The organism is Amycolatopsis sp. lyj-346 (assembly GCF_046548975.1).
Taxonomy (GTDB): Bacteria; Actinomycetota; Actinomycetes; order Mycobacteriales; family Pseudonocardiaceae; genus Amycolatopsis.
This window is the reverse complement of sequence record NZ_JAJPWT010000009.1, coordinates 241,477-256,797: the sequence shown is the minus strand read 5'-3', so window position 1 is coordinate 256,797 and position 15,321 is coordinate 241,477. Positions and strand designations below refer to the sequence as shown.

General features: G+C 72.0%; 11 protein-coding genes and 1 pseudogene. 6 read left to right on the top strand and 6 right to left on the bottom strand.

The annotated features are described in order from the left end of the window. Positions 1-9: 9 nt before the first annotated feature. Together ACLJQE_RS26170 and ACLJQE_RS26165 are read left to right on the top strand one after the other, a co-directional pair. Positions 10-843 (top strand): hypothetical protein, encoded by an 834-nt coding sequence (locus tag ACLJQE_RS26170; RefSeq protein ID WP_410641997.1) that lies wholly within the window; start codon positions 10-12, stop codon positions 841-843. Positions 844-910: 67 nt separating this feature from the next. Then, complete coding sequence (locus ACLJQE_RS26165; RefSeq protein WP_410641996.1) at positions 911-1,555, top strand: hypothetical protein; 645 nt, start codon at positions 911-913, stop codon at positions 1,553-1,555. A 39-nt stretch (positions 1,556-1,594) separates the two neighbouring features. On the opposite strand, the gene ACLJQE_RS26160 is transcribed toward ACLJQE_RS26165, so the two are convergent. Further along, positions 1,595-2,485 carry an RCC1 domain-containing protein gene (locus ACLJQE_RS26160; protein WP_410641995.1) on the bottom strand — a complete coding sequence of 297 codons (891 nt, stop codon included), beginning with the start codon at positions 2,483-2,485 and terminating at the stop codon, positions 1,595-1,597. 420 nt (positions 2,486-2,905) lie between these two features. On the opposite strand from ACLJQE_RS26160, the gene ACLJQE_RS26155 reads away from it, so the two are divergent. Together ACLJQE_RS26155 and ACLJQE_RS26150 are read left to right on the top strand one after the other, a co-directional pair. Continuing rightward, the gene (locus tag ACLJQE_RS26155) at positions 2,906-3,544 is read left to right on the top strand and encodes a DUF6801 domain-containing protein (protein WP_410641994.1); all 639 of its coding nucleotides are present in this window, start codon (positions 2,906-2,908) and stop codon (positions 3,542-3,544) included. Between the two features lie 84 nt (positions 3,545-3,628). Next, the gene (locus ACLJQE_RS26150) at positions 3,629-5,050 is read left to right on the top strand and encodes a DUF6801 domain-containing protein (RefSeq protein WP_410641993.1); all 1,422 of its coding nucleotides are present in this window, start codon (positions 3,629-3,631) and stop codon (positions 5,048-5,050) included. Between the two features lie 102 nt (positions 5,051-5,152). Here the strand turns inward: ACLJQE_RS26150 and ACLJQE_RS26145 are convergent, their stop codons facing one another. After that, positions 5,153-6,433, bottom strand: coding sequence for a PucR family transcriptional regulator (locus ACLJQE_RS26145; protein WP_410641992.1), 1,281 nt, complete (start codon positions 6,431-6,433; stop codon positions 5,153-5,155). 279 nt (positions 6,434-6,712) lie between these two features. Between ACLJQE_RS26145 and ACLJQE_RS26140 the strand changes: the two genes are divergently transcribed. Together ACLJQE_RS26140 and ACLJQE_RS26135 are read left to right on the top strand one after the other, a co-directional pair. Beyond that, positions 6,713-7,333, top strand: a complete 621-nt coding sequence (locus ACLJQE_RS26140; protein ID WP_410641990.1) for a hypothetical protein — start codon at positions 6,713-6,715, stop codon at positions 7,331-7,333. Then, a pseudogene (locus tag ACLJQE_RS26135) lies at positions 7,330-7,699 on the top strand (GntR family transcriptional regulator). Before ACLJQE_RS26140 ends, ACLJQE_RS26135 begins: the two are co-directional and overlap by 4 nt. Positions 7,700-7,713: 14 nt before the next feature. Here the strand turns inward: ACLJQE_RS26135 and ACLJQE_RS26130 are convergent. From ACLJQE_RS26130 to ACLJQE_RS26115, 4 genes are all read right to left on the bottom strand, one after another. Further along, positions 7,714-8,505, bottom strand: a complete 792-nt coding sequence (locus ACLJQE_RS26130; RefSeq protein WP_410641988.1) for an arginase family protein — start codon at positions 8,503-8,505, stop codon at positions 7,714-7,716. An 87-nt stretch (positions 8,506-8,592) separates the two neighbouring features. Then, on the bottom strand, positions 8,593-11,970 hold the full coding sequence (locus ACLJQE_RS26125) for a pyruvate carboxylase (protein ID WP_410641987.1): 3,378 nt from the start codon (positions 11,968-11,970) through the stop codon (positions 8,593-8,595). 133 nt (positions 11,971-12,103) lie between these two features. Next, on the bottom strand, positions 12,104-12,988 hold the full coding sequence (locus ACLJQE_RS26120; protein ID WP_410642127.1) for a S8 family peptidase: 885 nt from the start codon (positions 12,986-12,988) through the stop codon (positions 12,104-12,106). A 43-nt stretch (positions 12,989-13,031) separates the two neighbouring features. After that, positions 13,032-15,281 (bottom strand): caspase, EACC1-associated type, encoded by a 2,250-nt coding sequence (locus tag ACLJQE_RS26115; protein WP_410641985.1) that lies wholly within the window; start codon positions 15,279-15,281, stop codon positions 13,032-13,034. Positions 15,282-15,321 lie beyond the last annotated feature (40 nt).

Sequence of the window (15,321 nt, the reverse complement as noted above, 5' to 3'; positions counted from 1 at the left end):
GCGAAGACGGTGACGGCGGGCGCCTCGGAAGAGTTCGCCGGCGATGGTGCTGCCACCGGCGCCGGGGACAAGCCCGGGCGAAACGACGGAGGCACGACCGCCCCCGAGCCCGGCGTCGCGGAGCCCGGCGCGGATCGGGCCGCGGGAGATCCGGGCGCCGAGGACAACGCGACCACCGAGCCCGACCGCGCGGCCGCCACTACCGCCACTACCGCCACTGAGCCCGAAGCCACTGAGCCCGAAGCCGCCGAGTCCGAAGCGGCTGAAACCGAAGCGGCCAAGCCGGAAGCCGAAGTCGAAGCCGCTGAAGCCGAAACCAAACCCGCCAAACCGCGGCCCGCCTGGCGCCGCCTCCCGGCCCTCCTCCTCGCCGCCGCCCTCGTCCTCACCGGGGCCGGTGTCTGGTTCACCCTCGAAGCCCGTTCCGCCGCGGCCAACCCCGCCGCCGCGAACCTGGCGCTCACCGACGTGGCCGCCACCGCCGATGTCACCTCCGCCGTCACCCTCGCCGTCAACCGGATCTTCTCCTACTCCTACGACCGGACCGACGTCACCGAAAAGGCCGCCGCCGCCGTGTTGCGCGGGGCGGCCAAGGATTCCTACGACAAGCTCTTCGCCGAAGTCCGGCGCAAGGCGCCGGAGCAGAAACTCGTGCTCACTTCGCGCGTTTCGGCCATCGCCGTGCAGGAACTCAAGAATGGTCACGCGCGGTTACTCGTCTTTCTCGATCAATCAGCCGTCCGGGCCGACAACAATGCGACCGACAGCGCCGCGGCGCAGCTTTCCGTGACCGCGGAGCACACTACCGGCGGCTGGGTCGTCACCGAGCTCGAGCCTCGCTGAAACAACCGTACGAAACCGTTTCCGGGAGCACCCGGAAACGGACGGGAAACGCAAAAGGAGGACAACCATGTCCGTGGCAACGCAGCTGAAGAGACTGGCCGTGCTCACGTCGGCGACGGCCGTCGTGCTCGGCGGGGTGGCCGTGACGCCGGCTTCGGCCGACATCATCGAAATCCCCGTGTCCTACAGCGTCGCCGGCACCACCACGGTGAAGAAGACCGGCAGCACCATGCACCTCGGTCCCGGCACCCTCCAGGGCAACCTCATCATCGACGACCAGACCGGCTCGGTCGGGCTCAGCGCGGACCTGGCGCTGCCGCCGTCGCAGGCCGACATTTCGCTGGTCTCCGGGCTGTTCCGGATCAAGGCCAAGGTCAAGGTGCTCCCGCTCGGACCGGCCACCGGCACCATCGCCGACGGCACGCTGACCACGCACGCCAAGGCGAACATGGAGATCTCCGACATCCGGGTCGGGCTGCTCGTGCCGGTGATCCCGCTGCCGACCGTGCCCGGTGCCTGCCGGACGAAGACCCCCGTCGAGCTGAACCTGGTCGCACCGAACATCGACATCACGGCGCCGGCCATCACCGTCAGCGCCACGTACACGATCCCGGAGTTCGGCAACTGCTTCATCGCCGACCTCGCGCTCGGCGCCCTGGTTTCCGGGCCGGGCAACACCATTTCGCTCGATCTGACCGCACCCCAGAGCTGACCCACCGGGTGGCGGGCGACCCGCCCGCCACCCGTTCGCTCAGCAGGGCGCGTTGACGTCTTCCTTCAGCACGAAGCTGTCGTTGTCCCCGGCGGAGACGGCGAACACCGGCCCGCACGTCACCGGTTCCGACTCGAAGACGAAGTTCGAGCCCCAGTTGACGATGTCGCCGTTGGTCTTGAAAGCCAGGTTGTGGTTGGCTCCGGCGTCGATCCCGGCGACGTCGGACAGCGCCGCCTCCGGGACGTCGATCTGGTGGTAGTTGTTCCTGCCCCACGCGTAGACGCGGCCGTCCTTGAGGGCGAGGCTGTGGCTGAACCCGGCGGAGACCGCCGTGACACCCGAAGAAAGCCCGGCCGGCACCGTCGTCTGCCCGTAGGCGTTGTTGCCCCACGCCAGCACGCCGCCGTTCTTGATGACCAGGTTGTGGTCGCCCCCGGCGGAAATCGCGGTGACACCGGATTGCGCGAACGCCGGCACGTCGGTCCGCGTGCCCCAGCTCACCACCTGCCCGCCCTGCTTCAGGGCCAGGCTGTGCATGTTGGACGTCGCGATCGCGATGACGCCGCTGCTCACCGAGGCCGGCAGGGTGGTCTGGCCGTACCAGTTGTTGCCCCAGGCGATGACCTTGCCGTTCTTGAGGGCCAGCTCGTGCCCCCAGCCGGAGGAGATCTGGCCGACCCCGGACTGCGCCTCGGCGGGGACCACGTTGGCGCCCCAGTTGTTCGCGCCCCACGCGAAGACCGCGCCGCTCTGCAGGGCCAGCACGGTCGTGCTGCCCGCGGACACGGCGGAGACCCCCGCCAGCACGTTCGGCGGCGGAACCGTGATGCTGTAGTCCTGCTTCCCCCAGCCGATCACCCCGCCGACGGTGGCCGCGGACGCCGGTGGTGCGCACAGTGACAGGGCCATCGCCGCCGAGACCGTCAATGCGGCTGCCCTGAGCGATACCCGTTCACAACGTGAAGTAAGCGGCACGGTAGCCTCCTTTCTCCCGTTTCGTTATCCCAGATTGCTTCGGCAAGATCGTGAATGGTAGACCGTTCCCGGCACCGTTCGGCCACGCGGCGGTTCTTTGTCAAGATCCGATGAAACCGCCGGCGGTCCTGCGCGGGAGCGAACAAGAAACCCCGGCCGCCCCGGTGCGGCCGACTGACGATGCCACAAAGTCTTGTTCCGTAATGAACTCGCGAGTAGCCTTATTCCCGGCAGATGGACCTCCACCTCGCACGTCGGTTAATTCACGTCCCGCCGCTCGGGGCAATGGGGGCGAGCGAACGTGATCGGAGCAACGACGGCGAGCAATCGATCAGCCAAAGCCGAGACTGTACTGAATCAAAGGAGATGAGTATGTCCCGACTCAGCAGGCTGTCAGCCGGAATCGCGACCACCGCTACCGCCATCGGCGCCATCGCGGTGCTGACCGCGGGCACCGCGGCCGCCGCCACGGTCACCTACACCGCCGGCGGCACCACCCCCCTGACCTACACCTGCACCTTCCCCGGCATCACGCCGCAGCCCGTTCTCGTGACCGCGCACCTGGACGCGGAGGACACCGTCGCGGCGGGCGGCACCCTCACCCCGGCCAACGTGGGCGGCTCCGCGACGATCAGCGCCGGTGTCCACGCGCTGCTCACCGCGGTCGGCTACGACGGCATCCGCGGCACCGCCACGGTGCCGGTGACGGCGGCGTCGGGCACCCTGTCGCAGCCGGCGGCCACCGGGCTGAACATCCCGGAGACCATCTACCCGGCCGGCGGCCCGATCACGGTGAACATCTCGCAGGTCGCGACGTCGAGCGTGCCGACCTACACCGCGCCGGCGGCGGCGGGCACCGACACGCTGTCGATGGGCACGACGGTCACGGCGGCCCTCGAGTTCCACAAGAAGTCCACCAACACCTGGACCCCGTGGTCGATGAGCTGCAACCTGAAGGTCACCAACCCGGCGCAGAACAAGGCGTTCAGCCCGAGCATCACCGTCTCCTGACCGGGTTCCCGGTGCGGTCCTCTCGCGAGAGGGGCCCGCGCCGGGTTTTCCGTTTTCCGCACCACCGAACACACAGGGAAACCGATGCCACGTCGAGTCCGGCCCCGCTCCGCCACGGTGACCGCGCTGGCGGCCGCCGGCCTGCTGTCCGTGGCCAACGGCGCCTTGACGGGGGTCGGTTCGGCCGCTCCCGGTCCCGCGGTCCCGCCGGACACCCAGGCGAGCGCGTCGGTCTCGGTGCACTGCCCGTTCGCCGACCCGCTCGGCCCGCGCGCGCTCACCGTCGAGACGACGGCGACGCTGCCCGCGCAGGCGAAGACCGGCACGTCGGCGACGATCGGCGGCTATTCCGTCAAGGTGAGCCTCCCCCGCGACGTCGCGCTCTCGTTCCTGCCCGCCGGCGCCACCACCGGTTCGCTGCGCGGAGCGGTGCAACTCGACCTCGCCGTCCGCCAGGACGACCGCTCGGACCGCGTCCCGGTCTCCCTCGTCGTGGCCCCGGCCCCGCTGCCGGAGACCGGCGACGTCGTCCTGACCGCGACCGGCGCCGTGCCGGAGATCGCGATCAACACCGTCGGCGCCGTCACGTTCGAAGTCACCGCGCCGACCCTCGCGCTCGAAGCCGTCCCGGCGCCCGACGCGGCTCCGGCCACCACTGCGCCGCCCAAGGTCGCGTGCACCCTCGACGAGGGCCGGCAGGCCACGCTGGGCAAGATCCTCGTGCTGCCGAAGACGCTGCCGGGCCCCGAGCAGAAGCAGCCGGCCGCCGCACCCGGCGGCGTGACAGCCGCGGACGAAGAGCCGCCCCCCAACGTGTACACCCAGCCGCTCGGCCTGGTCAGCGTGCTCACGAAGTCGACGGTCAAGAGGCTGGGCGCGACGGTCGTCTCCGACCCGTCCCTCCTGGTCAACGGGTTCATCAACGTGAACATCGACACCGGTGACTCGTGGGTCACCGGCTCGACCGCGTTCAGCCCGGTCACCGCGACCTTCCTCGGCTTCGGGTTCGTGCCGGTGAGCGCGACGGTCGAGTTCCTGCCGGTCGAGTACCAGACCCAGCGGATGATCGACTTCACCGGCAACCTGTACACCGACCCGGTCACCCAGCTGCCTTCCCTGCACGCGGATCTGCGGGTGATGGCGCGGATGAGCAGCGCGAAGATCAACGGCGTCCCGCTCGACCTCGGGGCCGGCTGCGTGACGAAGGAACCGGTGCACCTCGTCCTGGACGGCCCGTACGAAGCGTTCGGCGTCGGTCACGTCAGCACCGAGCCGAACGGCGGTTTCACGCTGCCGGGCTTCACGGGCTGCGGCACCGGCGGGCAGGACCTGAACCCGCTGCTCGACGGCATGAGCTCGGGCCCGGGCAACCAGGCCTACGTCGACACCCACAACCTGGTCGGCTGCGACACACCCGACCCCGCCGACTGCCCGGAGGGCTCCAACCCGCCGGCACCGGGCTCGCCGGGCGCGGCCGCGAAGAAGGCGGCCACGCAACCGCGGTAGGACCGAATCGAGGGGCCGATGAGCTGCAACCGCAAGGGGAGCAGCCCGGCTCAGAGCACCGCGTTCACGCCGGATCTGCCGGTGACCTGACCCACGGGCCGGCTACTGCGATGTCCACTGTGGACGCGACCCGCCCGACCGCGGCGACGGCAGCAGCTCGCTCACCGGGTACCGCAGCGGCAACGGCGCCGCTCCCGCGCGCAACGCCAGCTCCATCTCGAAGCGCGCTGCCGGGTCGCGCAGGCTGTCGCCGAACGTGGCCTGCAGCTGGCGCATGCGGTAGCGGACCGTCTGGGGGTGGACGCCGAGGCGCTCGGCGATCTCCACCACGTTGCCCTGGCTGTCCAGCCACGCCCGCAGCGTCTCCAGGAGCCGCTCCTGCTGCTTGCCCGTCATGTCGGCCAGTGGCGCGAACAGGCGGTGCCGCAGCGTGCCGACCAGTCCGGTGTCGGAGTTGACCAGCAGGGTCGCCAGGTGTTCCTCCGCGCGCAGCACCGGACATGCCGCCAGGACGCCGCGCTCGGCCAGCTGCAGCGCGTTCCTGGCCCAGCGCAGGGAATCCGCGACCGAAGCGAGCGGGACGCACGGGCCGATCGCCAGGCGGCAGTCCGGCAGCGCCACCTGCAGCGCCGCCAGCCGGGCGCTGCTCAGCTCCCCGGGGACGACCAGTTTCGGGTCGGGGGTGTCGAGTTCGGCGAGGACGTCCGCGTCCAGCCCGGCGTGCCGGCGGGCCGGGGCGACGCCGCCGGCCGGGCAGATCGCCACCGGTGTCGCGTCGGAGGGCACCGGCCAGCCGATCAGCTGGGCCAGCTCGGCAATCGCCTTCGGCGACGCGGGCGGCGTCTCGAGGAGCAGGTGCAGCAGCTTGCGGCGCCAGGTGTCCAGCGCGCCCGCCGTGCGCGCCTTCGCCTCCAGGTAGCCGTCGAGGGCCACCGACGCGAGTTCGTCCATGAACGCCAGCATCGCGTCGGCCAGCTGGGACATCACCGCCGACGAAAGGCCGCTGCGCCGCCCCACGCGCATGATCCGCCGCCACGACACCCGCGCGCCGACGCGGTAGGCCGACTGCAGCGTGTCGAGGCTGCGGCCTTCGCGCATTTCGTTCTGCCCCAGCCGGTGGTGCACCTCGTGGGACTGTTCCTTCGACACCGTGGGATCGGCGATCTGCGCGACGAACAGCGTGATCGCGTATTCGACGCCGGCCCGGATCGACTTGCCGTAGGGCCCGTCGAGCGGCCGCGCGTAGGCCGGGATGGTCGCGCGGATCTCTTCGACGATTTCGGCGGCGAGGCTGGCCAGCTCGGGCCGCAGGATGTCGGCCAGTTTGCGCGGTAGTGCGGCAGGTGGCGGCGCAGCGTGATCGAATCCGCGCTCCACCGACATCGCAGCTCCTTCGCTCCGCTCCGGGCTCCGGTCGCGGGTACCCCGCGGCCGGGCACCCCGCGCCTGTTGCGGGGTGACAACCGACACATCGAAAAACTAACGCCAAACGTGTCACACCCGTGAAGGAAAACCCATTTCTTGTCAATCCGATGACAATTTTTCGCGGCCCGGCTGCGATCGGCTGACAACTGCCCCGCCGACTGCACGTTCCCGTGCGTACGAACGGGCGAATCCCCAACGAGCCGCCCGCGCTGCGGTTACGCCGCCATCTTGTTCCGTGTGCCTCGCCGCCCGGCGCTCACCCGCTGGGGCGTGGCCGAGCCGGACGACGGCGAGGTGCAGCCGGCCGGCCGCCACCTCAAGCGGCGCCGGCTCTGGTACCCGTGGCTGTTCCTCGCGATCCCGCCGCTGCTCGACGACGGAGGCGCCGGCACGATCCTCGCCACGCTGCTGCTGGGCGGCCTGATCGCCGAACTGCTGGCGCAACGGCCGTCCCGGGGCCCGCGCCGGGAGGCCGAGCCGGCGCCGCGGACGCTGCTGGGGATCGTCCCGGCGTGGATCCTGGTGCTGGGCGGGCCGGCGGCCGGGGGATCAGGGCTGCACCTGGCGCTGACGGCGCAGGGGAAGCTGCTGGCGGTGGCCGTGGGCACGGTGCTGGTCAGCGCGGCGATCACGCTGCTGGCAGTGCGCCGCCCGGCGGTGGGCGCGGCTCGTGCCGACCGGGCGCTGCGCTGCCGCAGCGCCCGGGTGGCGATCGGCCTCGGCATCGGCGCGTGCACGGCGATCGGCTGGCCGGCGGGCAAGCTCGTCTCGTTCCTGGCGGTGGTGGTGGTGGCCGGCCTGGCGGCGTTCCTGGCGGTGACGGCCCCGGCGAAGCGGCGGCGGCCGGCGGCGGCGTGAAGATCGTCGTCGACACCGGGAACGGCGTGCCGCCGTGGCGGCAGGTGCACGACCAGGTGATCCGCGCGGTGACGTCGGGAGCTCTGCCGGAGGGGGCCAGGCTGCCGCCCATCCGGCAGCTGGCGCGCGATCTCGGGCCGGCGTCGGGCACGGGTGGCCCGGGCGTACCGCGAGCTGGAGGCGGCAGGCCGGGTGGCGACGGCACGGGCCCGCGGCACGGTGGTGACGGGCCCGTCGGATCGCCCGGCCCCCGCGGAGCTGCTCCTCGCCGCGGCGGCCGCCTACCTGGCCCAGGCCCGCGACCTCGGCCCCGACCTCGAGACGGCCCTGAACGCCGTCCGCGCGGCCACCGGTCGTGAGTGGTGAAGCGGGTCAGATCCCTACTTCCCACTCACGAGGAGCCGGCCCACCGCGGCCAGGACGGGTTCCAGGACCTCGACCTCGCGCGGGGTGCCCACGCACTCCGTGATGCCCGCGCCGACCACCTCGGACCCGGCCAGCGCGTCCAGCTCCGACACCAGCCGCGAGATCGTCCAGCCGTCCGGCTCCGGGTAGTTGAGCCCCGGAAACTCGCCCGGGTCCAGCACGTCCAGGTCCACGTGCACGTAGAGCTTCTCCACCCCCGCCAAGGCGGCGGGCGACTCCACCACCAGGCCACGGGCAACCGCCGCCCGTTCCTCCGGGTCGAACACCCGTGTCCCGGCCAGCGCCACGTTCCCGGGGGTCAACGCCGGGTCCGCGGCGAACTCCGGGTCGCCCTCGCCGAACAGCGAGCGCAGCACCATCCCGTGGAACGCCCCCGACGGCGACGATTCCGCCGTGTTCAGGTCCGCGTGGGCGTCGAACCACACGACACCCAGCCCGGGACCGTGGCGGAAGCGGGCCACGCCGATCGGCACCAGCTCGACGCCGCAGTCGCCGCCGATCGTCAGCACCGGGCCGCCCGGGGCCTCCAGCGCCGCCAGCTGGGCCGCGCGGTTCGCGCCGGTCAGCACCGCGCGGGAGGCGATCCCACGGTCCACTTCGGACACTTCGCGGGTCTGCCGGACGTGGTGGACGGGCCGGCCGAGCACGTGCCCGGCCAGCTCGGACAGGGCCACACAGCCGTCCGGCAGCTCCGCCGCGCGCGGCCCGGCCGCGCCCTGCCGTTGCGGTACCGCGTTGATCAGCATCCGCCGAGCGTATCGCGGGACGGCGACGTGATGAACGACTCGTTCACGACGTCGGGCGTCGTGCACGAGTCGTTCACGGCATCCGGCCTACTCCAGGACCAGCAGCAGGTCGCCGCCTTCGACCTGCTGCACCGACGTGATCGCCAGCCTGGCCACCTTGCCGCCCGCCGACGCCGTGATCGAGGCCTCCATCTTCATCGCCTCGATCGTCGCGACCGTCGCCCCGGCCTCGACCGTGGCGCCCTCGGCGACCTGCAGCGTCACCACGCCCGCGAACGGCGCCGCGACCTGCTTCGGGTTGCCCTTCTCGGCCTTCTCCGTCGCCGGGATGTCCGAGGCGATCGAGCGGTCGCGGATCTGGATCGGCCGCAGCTGGCCGTTCAGCGTCGACATCACCGTGCGCACGCCGCGCTCGTCGGCCTCGCCGATGGCCTCCAGCTCGATGAGCAGCCGCACACCCGGTTCGAGGTCGACCGGGTACTCCTCCCCCGGCCGCAGCCCGTAGAAGAAGTCCTTGCTCGGCAGCACCGACGTGTCGCCGTAGGCCTCGCGGTGCGCCTCGAACTCCTTCGTCGGCCCGGGGAACAGCAGCCGGTTCAGCGTCCGGCGCGGTTCCGCCACCAGCGCGGCCCGGTCCTCTTCGGACAGTTCGACGACCGGCTTCGGCTCGGCGCGGCCCTCCAGTGCCTTGGTGCGGAACGGCTCCGGCCAGCCACCCGGCGGGTCGCCGAGCTCGCCGCGCAGGAAGCCGATCACCGAGTCGGGGATGTCGAACTTGTTCGGCTCCGCCTCGAAGTCGGCCGGGGAGACACCCGCGCCGACCAGGTGCAGCGCGAGGTCGCCGACGACCTTCGACGACGGCGTCACCTTCACCAGGTGGCCGAGGATCTTGTCGGCGGCGGCGTACATCGCCTCGATGTCTTCGAACCGGTCGCCCAGGCCCAGCGCGATGGCCTGCGTCCGCAGGTTCGACAGCTGCCCGCCGGGGATTTCGTGGTCGTAGACGCGCCCGGTCGGCGACGCGAGCCCGGCTTCGAACGGGGCGTAGATCTTGCGCACGCTCTCCCAGTACGGCTCCAGGTCGCCGATCGCCCGCAGGTCGAGCCCGGTGGTGCGGGCCGAGTGGTCGGTGGCCGCCACGATCGACGACAGCGACGGCTGCGACGTCGTGCCCGCCATCGACGACACCGCGCCGTCGACGGCGTCCGCGCCCGCGTTGATCGCCGCGACGTAGGTGGCCAGCTGGCCGCCCGCGGTGTCGTGGGTGTGGATGTGCACCGGCAGGTCGAACTCCTTGCGCAGCGCGGTGACCAGCTTCGTCGCCGCGGGTGCGCGCAGCAGCCCGGCCATGTCCTTGATCGCCAGGACGTGCGCCCCGGCGCCGACGATCTGCTCGGCCAGCTTGAGGTAGTAGTCGAGCGTGTAGAGCTTCTCGCCCGGGTCCGACAGGTCCGAGGTGTAGCAGAGCGCGACCTCCGCGACGGCGGACCCGGTCTCGCGCACGGCTTCGATGGCCGGGCGCATCTGCTCGACGTCGTTGAGCGCGTCGAAGATCCGGAAGATGTCGATGCCGGTCTTCGTGGCTTCCCGGACAAAGGCGTTGGTCACCTCGGTGGGGTACGGGGTGTACCCGACGGTGTTGCGCCCGCGCAGCAGCATCTGCAGGCAGATGTTCGGCACGGCCTCGCGCAGCGCGGCCAGCCGTTCCCACGGGTCCTCGGCGAGGAACCGCAGCGCGACGTCGTAGGTCGCGCCGCCCCAGCACTCCAGCGACAGCAGCTCGGGGAGCGTGTTCGCCACGACCGGCGCCACCGCGAGCAGGTCCTTGGTGCGGACGCGGGTGGCCAGCAGCGACTGGTGCGCGTCGCGGAACGTCGTGTCGGTGACGCCGATGTGCGGCGACTTCCGCAGCCACTCCGCGAACCCGGCCGGGCCCAGCGCGGCGAGCTTCTGCTTCGAGCCCGGCGCCGGCTGGGCGTCCTTCGGCAGCTTCGGGAGCTTGATCGTGGCGTCCGGCGTCTTCGGGCGCTCGCCGTGCGGCTTGTTGACCGTCTGGTCGGCGAGGTAGGTCAGCAGCCGCGTGCCGCGGTCGGCGGACTGCCGCGCGGTGAGCAGCTGCGGGCGCTCCTCGATGAACGACGTCGTGACGCGGCCGGCGCGGAAGTCCGGGTCGTCGAGGACGGCCTGCAGGAACGGGATGTTCGTGGCGACGCCGCGGATCCGGAATTCGGCGACGGCGCGGCGCGCGCGGCCGACGGCGGTCTTGAAGTCCCGGCCGCGGCAGGTGAGCTTCACCAGCAGCGAGTCGAAGTGGGCGCTGATCTCGGTGCCGGAGAAGGCGGTGCCGCCGTCGAGCCGGATGCCCGAGCCGCCCGGCGAGCGGTAGGCGGAGATCATCCCGGTGTCCGGCCGGAAGCCGTTGGCCGGGTCTTCGGTGGTGATGCGGCACTGCAGGGCGGCGCCGCGCAGGTAGATCCTGTCCTGGGACAGGCCGAGGTCGGCGAGGGTCTCGCCGGCGGCGATCCGCAGCTGGGACTGCACGAGGTCGACGTCGGTGACCTCTTCGGTGACCGTGTGCTCGACCTGGATGCGCGGGTTCATCTCGATGAAGACGTGGTTGCCCTGCTTGTCGAGCAGGAACTCGACGGTGCCGGCGTTGCGGTAGCCGATCTGCCGGGCGAACTTGACCGCGTCCGCGCAGATGCGGTCGCGCAGCTCCGGGTCGAGGTTCGGCGCCGGGGCCAGCTCGACGACCTTCTGGTGGCGCCGCTGCACCGAGCAGTCGCGCTCGAAGAGGTGGATGACGTTGCCTTCGCCGTCGGCGAGGATCTGCACCTCGATGTGCCGCGGCTCGACGACGGCCTTCTCCAGGAAGACGGTCGGGTCGCCGAAGGCGGACTCGGCCTCGCGCGCGGCGGCCTCGATGGATTCGCGCAGCAGCGCGGGGTCCTCGACGCGGCGCATCCCGCGCCCGCCACCCCCGGCGACGGCCTTGACGAAGACGGGGAAACCGAGCTCTTCGGCCGCCGCGACGAGCGCGTCGACGTCGTGTGAGGGTTCGGACGACCCGAGCACGGGCACACCGGCCTCCCGCGCGGCCTTGACCGCACGCGCCTTGTTACCGGTGAGTTCGAGGATCTCGGCGCTCGGCCCGACGAAGGTGATGCCCGCTTCCTCGCACGCGCGCGCGAGATCGGGGTTCTCCGAGAGGAAGCCGTAACCGGGGTAGACGGCGTCGGCCTTCGCCTTCTTCGCGGCGGCGACGATCTCGTCGACCGAGAGGTAGGCACGCACGGGGTGACCGGGTTCGCCGATCTCGTACGCCTCGTCGGCCTTCAGCCGGTGCAGCGAGTTGCGGTCTTCGTGCGGAAACACGGCAACCGTGCCGGCACCCAGTTCGTAGCCGGCGCGGAACGCCCGGATCGCGATCTCCCCGCGGTTGGCCACCAGAACCTTGCGGAACATGCCCGGTCCTTCCCTCTTGGATCGGTAAGTCAACGCACGTTACCCGGTTTTTCCCGCTCTGCGGGAGTTCAGTCCCGGGTGATGGACATCATGCGCCGCCGGAGGTTGCCGGGCGAGGTGCCTGGGCAGCTTTTCAGGATCCCGGCGGCGCGTAAAGCAGCCGGTTGGCCGTGCCGTCCGGCACGCCCTTGAGCGCGTCCGGCGTCGCCGCTCCGACCACGGCGCCGGTCACCTGGGCCGGGGTGTCGCCGGGGTGCTGGGCGCGGTACAGCGCCGCCACGCCTGCCGCGAACGCCGCCGCCACGGAGGTGCCCGATTCCGGGCCCGCGCCGGTGCCGCCGGCGATCGGGGACGGGATGTCGGTGCCCGGGGCGTACAGGTCGACGTCCTCACCCGAGTTCGACGACTTGTCGGGGCGGTCCTGGGCATCGGCGGCCGCGACGGTCAGCGCCTCCGGCACCCGGCCCGGCGAGAAGCCGCTCGCGTCGGCCGTCTCGCTGCCCGCGGGCACGGCGATCGGCATCACCACGGCCAGCCGCTTGACCGCGGCGTCGAGCTGGTCGTTCGGCACCCCGCCGACGCCGAGGACGGCAACCGCGGGCTGCTGGGCGTGCTGCGCCACCCAGTCGATCCCCGCGATGATCTGGTCGGTGGCACCACCGCCGTCTTTGTCGAGCACCCGCACGGGCACGATCTGCGCGCCCTTCGCGACGCCGTAGTCCTTGCCCGCGGCGATCCCGGCGAGGCGGGTGCCGTGGCCGTTGGTGTCCGAGGTGTCGGAGCCGCCGTCGAGGAAGTCGCGCCCGGGCGCGACGCGGCCCTGGAAGTCGGGGTGCTTCGCGTCGACGCCGCTGTCGATCACGTAGATCGTGACGCCCGAGGCGTCGCCCGCGTAGTGGTAGGCGTGGTCGAGGCCGGTCCGCTGGTCGATCCGGTCCAGCCCCCAGCTGGGTGGATCGGGCTGCACCCCACCGCTCGAGACCTGCCCGGCGAGCACGGCCACCGCCGCGAGAAGCATCCTCATGATCGTCGTGGTACCCCGGCGGCGCCCGGACGACAACTCAGGGCTGTCGCCCGTTCGGCTGATTCCGCCGGAGCCGGACGGCCATGACGACGGCGTGGACCACCAGCCCGGCGAGTGCTGTCCCCGCGATCCCCTCCCCCGCGAGGTTCAGGTAGTGATACGACTCGAGGGTGCTGATCGTGAGTGCCAGCACTCCGGTCAGCCCGACGGCCCCCGCGCCCAGCACGGCACAGCCGACGGCGGGCGGGCGCAGGATCGCCGCGACGACGGGCAGCGCGGCGGCGAGCACCGCGCCGAGGACGAAGTAGGCCGCGGACCGCTCGGCCACGCTCCGGTCTTCCTCGGCCAGCACGGTGAGCTGGATGATCCACCCGGCCGCGGCGGCCGCGCCGAGCCCGATCGCCAGCCACGCTCCCCAGCCGCGCACCATGCCGGCGCCCAGCCCGCCCGCGGGGTTCCGGCGCAACGCCACCACCGCGCACCCGGCCGCGAGGACCACCGCGCCGTGCGCGAGCAGCTCGAAGGTGAACCCGGCGCCCAGCACGGGATCGGAGTGATCCGACGAGATCACGACGCCTTCACCGGCGAAGCGCAGCAGACCGAACAGCGCCGCGAACCCGACACCGAACAACAAGGACGGACCGGTCCGCTGCCTCGTTCGCGGTACGAGGGTCAGGAACCCGGCGGCCAGCGCGCCCGACGCCACGATCACGACGTAGCCGGGCATGCCCGGCCGATATTCGGCGAGGGAGTCGCTGTAGTGGTAATCCAGGCCGAGCCCGATCACCGCGAAGACGGCGGCGGCGATCGCGAGGATCCCAGCCGTCCCGGCCACGGGATCCGCGACGGCAGGCGGGAGCCGGCCAGCCGGCCGCGGCTCTTCCCCGGTCGGTTCGGGCCGGGACACCGCACCACCGGCCTCCGGCCCGGCAGCGACGGCGGATCCGGAGTCCGGGTCAGGTCCGCCTTCCGCCTCGGCGACCGCCGGCTCCGGTACCGGCTTCACCGCAGGTTCGGCAGGTGACGGCTCGGGTTCCGCGGCCGTCTCCGGCTCCGGGACCGGGAAGGCCTCGATCTCCACCGCGACCACCGCCTCCCCGGTCGGCCCGGTCACCACGACGTTGCCGCGCCGCGTCCCCGACGCCCCGGCCGTGACCGCCAGTTCCGCTCCCGAATCCGTCTCGGTCACCCGGGTCCACGAGTGCGAAGCCTCGAACCGCGCTTCCCGGGCCACCGGCGGACCCGCGAGCCGGAGCTCCGCCGAGGCCACCGCGCCCGGCGGTGCGGACAGGCGGACGGCAGAGACGTCGACCCGCACCGCCGCGAGGCGGAGTGCGTCCGAGGCCGCCGCGGCAACGTGCTCGATGTCCGTCGCCGCCATCGTCTTCAGCGCTTCGTACGCCCCCAACGCCACCGGCAGGTTCGAGCTCGACAACCGGCGCCGCAGTTCGGCCACCGCGCCCAGCCTGGTGAACGGGTTCTCCGCCGAGATCGCCGCCGAAAGGTCGGCCGGGACCGGCGACGGCTTGATCCGGCGGCGCCGGCTCTTCGCCAGGTACAGCTCGCCCTGCATCTCGATGTCGCGGCTCGGCGTCTGCTTCGGGTTCCGCTCGCGGACCCGGTCGAACAAGTACTCGTACAGCTCCCCCAGCGCGATCCAGCCGTCCTCGTCGCGGTCGGCTTCGCCCGTGCGCAGGCCCTCCACCAGCGCCGAGGTGAACACCGACGGCTGGGCGGGCTCGTCCGAGGCCAGCCTGGCTCCTTCGAACGCGTACTCGATCGAGTTCGACGCCGTGATGACCGCCCGGCCGCGGCCGCCGCGGAAGCTGTCGAGGACGTTCGCGTCGCCCGAAGCCCGGACCGCGACGCCCTGCCCGAACGCCCCGCCGTAGCAGCAGTCCAGCAGCAGCACGATGCTGCGCGAACGGCTCTGCCGGAGGCACTGCTGCACGAACTGCGCCGGCACCGCCGTCGACCGGAGCCGGTCGGGGCGGGTGTTGCGGGCGGCGAAGTACAGCCCGCCCGCATCGTCCTTCAGGCCGTGGCAGGAGAAGTGCAGCAGCAGGACGTCGTCGGGCTTGCCCTCGAGACAGAGGTCCTCGATCTCCGCCTGGACGACGTGAGCGGTCTCGTTGCGGACCACCTGCACCTCGAAGTCGCTGATCGCCCGGTCGGCGAGCACCCCGGCCAGGGCGTCGGCGTCCGCCGCGGGCGAGCCCAGCCGCTGCAGCCCCGCGTTGTCGTACTCGCCGTTGGCGACGATCAACGCCCGCCTCCGCCCGGCCATACCGGAAGGAAACGCCCATAGCCGCCGCTACGGCAATCAG

Coding starts and splice junctions, on each gene's coding strand:
- ACLJQE_RS26155 (WP_410641994.1), top strand. CDS start 2,906: ATGTCCCGACTCAGCAGGCTGTCAGCCGGAATCGCGACCACCGCTACC.
- ACLJQE_RS26145 (WP_410641992.1), bottom strand. CDS start 6,433: ATGTCGGTGGAGCGCGGATTCGATCACGCTGCGCCGCCACCTGCCGCA.
- ACLJQE_RS26125 (WP_410641987.1), bottom strand. CDS start 11,970: ATGTTCCGCAAGGTTCTGGTGGCCAACCGCGGGGAGATCGCGATCCGG.
- ACLJQE_RS26150 (WP_410641993.1), top strand. CDS start 3,629: ATGCCACGTCGAGTCCGGCCCCGCTCCGCCACGGTGACCGCGCTGGCG.
- ACLJQE_RS26165 (WP_410641996.1), top strand. CDS start 911: ATGTCCGTGGCAACGCAGCTGAAGAGACTGGCCGTGCTCACGTCGGCG.
- ACLJQE_RS26115 (WP_410641985.1), bottom strand. CDS start 15,281: ATGGCCGGGCGGAGGCGGGCGTTGATCGTCGCCAACGGCGAGTACGAC.
- ACLJQE_RS26120 (WP_410642127.1), bottom strand. CDS start 12,988: ATGCTTCTCGCGGCGGTGGCCGTGCTCGCCGGGCAGGTCTCGAGCGGT.
- ACLJQE_RS26130 (WP_410641988.1), bottom strand. CDS start 8,505: ATGCTGATCAACGCGGTACCGCAACGGCAGGGCGCGGCCGGGCCGCGC.